Origin of the sequence: Arthrobacter sp. H20 (genome assembly GCF_000520515.1) — a bacterium.
Taxonomy (GTDB): domain Bacteria; phylum Actinomycetota; class Actinomycetes; order Actinomycetales; family Micrococcaceae; genus Arthrobacter_D.
Window position 1 is genome coordinate 1 of the sequence record NZ_KI914715.1, and the last position, 2,641, is coordinate 2,641.

The following is a 2,641-nucleotide window of genomic DNA, read 5'->3' on the forward strand; positions in this document are numbered from 1 at the left end:
CTCGCGGGCCGGTCGAAAAAATTCAGGCCTGGGTGCTGCGCAAGCCTCTTCTCGCTGCTGCCATGTCGGTGGTCGCCGTCGCCGCGGTCTTCGCCGCTCTCCTGGTCATTGGCCCGCCGGTCCCCAGCAGCTAGCTGAGCGCCGAAGCCAGTACGTTTGTAGCACCCCACCCCCACCGATAGGCGCGCATGACCAGCACACCCCAGACTCCCGACGACGACCGGTTCTTCCTGCACGAAGGCAGGAAATGGCGCCGCGCCGATCCGACCCTGCCCGACGACGTCGAGAAGCAGCTGTTGTCCCAACTGGGCCGCGCCCGCTCAGCAGTGAACAAACACCGCAAGGCCAAGCAGGAACCGAAGGTCAAGGACGCTCGTCGCCGCGTGCAGATCGCCAAGGAAGGCCTCGGCGAACGCGGAACACCCTGGTGGGAGCAGTCACCGGCGCAGCGACAGGAACGCTGGGAGAAGGCCATCAAGGCCCTCGATGATCTCAGGACCCCTGGCGAAACTCCCCAGCAGGACTCCTAAACGATAAGAAGGGTGGTGCAGGCGCCTTTTGGTTCAGTAGCGTAGGAGGGCTACTGCGTCGGTTTCGGGGGGGAGCTCGTCCAATGATATGACGTGAACAACACCCCCGTGTTGCAATGTCTCGATCGCAGCGATCCCTAAAAGATCCTCTCCCGAGGATTCGAAGATGGGCCCCGTCTTAAGGATGTCAGTCTCGCTGTCATAATGCCCCCAGATCGGCTCGCTGTCGTGAAGGAGGAGAGTGCTGACCCGACCCTGGTGCGACGCCCGTACGATGTCCGCCATGTGGCTAGTCGCTGCGTGGTCGCCCCGGCCCAAGAGTTCGCCTGCGTTCGTGAGGGCTCCCACTCGCCCGCTGTCGAGCCGCTCTTTCACCTTTGGGTAAGCCAGGCCGTGAAGCGCCAAAGTATCAAGTGCGTTCGGGTTGATCTCAACGACCCCTGCCAGAATCTGGCCAAGGTCACTCGCTTGCTGGAAGTGCCCACTGATTTCAGCATCCGCGACGAGTACCAGAGGGTGGGGGCTCGCGGAGAAACGGTTTCCAATAGCCTTCGCCACATCCGCGACGAATTCAAGGAGACGCGCCTTCCTGAAATCAGGTGGGCTGTCCCCGTATACCTGTGCATTTGGAATGTTCGATGATCCTACATTGGGACGTGCAGTAGGGCTGGCCTGCACCGGGTTTTCATAGTCGTCTTCCACTGACGATCTCTCGGGAAGACCGACAGTCCTGTCCTCAGCTAATTCATAGCGGGACGCGCTGAAGAGTGTCGCTTTATCGGCCGTCACTGTCAGGACGGAGAATTGACCGTCAGCCGCCAGCATGGGTAGTAAAGGCCTAATGTGAAATTTTCCACCTACAACTACGCGCTCCTCGAGACCAAGAGGTACGCGGTACTCAGTTGTTTGATTCTCATCAATGAAAAGAGCCAATCCAGTGCTCTGGTGCTGCCAAAAACTGCGGTCTTCCAAAAGGGCTGTGGCGGGCTCGAGGAGTGCATCGACGTCTGCTTCGGACTGGCCAGCTGCAGCGAGCTTAGACCGGGCATCGGCTAAGAGGTTCTTCAGCCGGATGGGATCCTGCCGTACCTCTTTTCCTTTGAGATGGGTCTGCATGAAAATCGATACCGCAGTGTTTGATTTAGTGGATATCAGTCGGTCCAGATCCGTTTGCGTGAACAACTTAGGGTCCTTTCGCGGAGCGTGTTCGATACCGTGTGTCTGAGCGGTGAGAGACGGCCACCGGTTGTTGTCCGGCTAACCGGTCAATTACTCACTGCCCTCGACGTTAGTCATTCGATCCTAGGACGAAGGGAGGAGGGTGGCCAGCGGGCAACCCCGAGAAAATTCGCAGTCTTCGCGGGCGCGTTGTGGCCGGCGCAGATCCACTGCACCATGCCGCCGGTGATCCTGCGCCGCAGCAGGTCCTCGGTCTGTTTTGCCTGCGTCGGGTCGCTGATGGTCAACCGGTAAAACTGGCTCAGCTCGCCAGTCCTGGAAACTGTCACAGCATCGCCGGAAAAGAGCACCCCGCCGAACTGGAACGCCATGTGACCGGGCGTGTGGCCGGGGGTCGGGAAGGTGGTGAGCCCCTGGACGATGGTCTGTTCGCCAGCAAGTTCTCTTACCTGCGCCGGGTAATCAGTGGGGAACACCCTGGCCAGGAATCGTCTGAAGCGTGTTGGTGGCGGGACGTCCCCCCGCAGGATTGCTGCATCTGCCGCACCGAGCCAGATCGGAACGCCAAGGGTCTGCTGCAGCTGCTTGACTACCCGTGTGTGGTCGGCATCGTAGTGGGTCAGCAGAATGTCGGTGACCGGGCCGATCACCGGTTCGGCGTCGCGCAACTCTTCCAGCAGCCGGGTGTACCCGCCGGGCATGCCCGGATCAATGAGCGCCGTCGAGCCGTCGGCGTTGACCAGATATCCGTTGGAGCCCTTCGAATGCTCCAGCTGGTAGCAGTTCTTGGCAATCAGGCGCATGGTGAGGTCCTCGTTACTTCCTCCAGCAACTCCAGAAGGTGCCGGTAGTCCTTGCCGGTTGCCCGGGTCATCCCGAGTTCGCAGGTGCGGTTGCAGGAGGCGTGGGCTGAGGCGCCAAAGCCGGCGACG

Annotated in this window: 3 protein-coding genes; 1 reads left to right on the plus strand and 2 read right to left on the minus strand. The window is 60.6% G+C overall.

The window, feature by feature from the left end; all coding sequences use genetic code 11:
* Positions 1-188: 188 nt before the first annotated feature.
* Positions 189-530 carry a hypothetical protein gene (locus Y703_RS17885; protein WP_035763818.1) on the plus strand — a complete coding sequence of 114 codons (342 nt, stop codon included), beginning with the start codon at positions 189-191 and terminating at the stop codon, positions 528-530.
* Positions 531-563: 33 nt separating this feature from the next.
* Here Y703_RS17885 and Y703_RS20690 read toward each other — a convergent pair whose 3' ends face one another.
* Both Y703_RS20690 and Y703_RS17895 read right to left on the minus strand, forming a co-directional pair.
* Positions 564-1,712: a baeRF3 domain-containing protein gene (locus Y703_RS20690; protein WP_026551707.1), complete on the minus strand. Its 1,149-nt coding sequence runs from the start codon at positions 1,710-1,712 to the stop codon at positions 564-566.
* A gap of 110 nt (positions 1,713-1,822) precedes the next feature.
* Positions 1,823-2,512: an MBL fold metallo-hydrolase gene (locus Y703_RS17895; protein ID WP_051427298.1), complete on the minus strand. Its 690-nt coding sequence runs from the start codon at positions 2,510-2,512 to the stop codon at positions 1,823-1,825.
* Positions 2,513-2,641 lie beyond the last annotated feature (129 nt).